1 protein-coding gene and 1 pseudogene are annotated in these 639 nt (G+C 63.7%); both read right to left on the reverse strand.

Translation table 11 applies throughout. The annotated features are described in order from the left end of the window. Positions 1 to 196, reverse strand: a pseudogene (locus tag EN925_RS40390) (glycosyl transferase); the annotation flags it as partial. Further along, a partial coding sequence (locus tag EN925_RS38625) for a glycosyltransferase (RefSeq protein ID WP_127218898.1) occupies positions 193 to 639 on the reverse strand: 447 nt, incomplete at its 5' end. The pseudogene EN925_RS40390 and the gene EN925_RS38625, both read right to left, overlap by 4 nt.

Raw genomic sequence — 639 nt, forward strand, 5'->3', positions numbered from 1 at the left:
GATCCCCGTCTTTCCCGTTCGCGACTGTCGCCAGTTCACCGGGTGCGAATGCGTGCCACCATGGCACCAGCCAGGCGGGAGATTGAAACGGCGTCGCCGAGGGACTCTGCTGCCACAGTTTCCACCAGTGCGGCGTCAAGGCGTCGAACTGCGCGGGGTCACCGATGATTTCGCAGCGCAGCACCGCTTTGCTCACGGCGTCGCAGCCAAGCGCCGGCGACCAGTGCCAAGCTGTGCCAGCGCCTGATAGGCATCCATGTAAGACGAGATCATCCGTTCCAGCGAAAATCGCCGTCGCGCTTCGGCCCTGCATGTCTCGGCATCCAAGCTGGGCGCCGCAAGAATGGCTTGGGCCATCTCGTCGACCGTGTCGACGAGAAAGCCCGTTCTGCCGTGCTCTATGACGTCGGGAAGCGCACCATTTGGAAAGGCGACTACCGGGGTCCCGCAGGCGAGGGCCTCCATGGCCACAAGCGAGCTGGTCTCGGCTGCGAGGCTCGGAATGACCAGACAGCGCGCTGCGTTGAGAAAGCGTCGCTTGGCGGTGAAGCCGAGCGGACCAAGGAAGCGGCGGCGGCCATCGAGGCGAGATTGGACCTCGTCGCGAAAGTACCGCGTATGTGTTTCGTAGGGATAGAC

The organism is Mesorhizobium sp. M7A.F.Ca.US.006.04.2.1, assembly GCF_004022915.1.
GTDB classification, from domain to species: Bacteria; Pseudomonadota; Alphaproteobacteria; order Rhizobiales; family Rhizobiaceae; genus Mesorhizobium; species Mesorhizobium ciceri.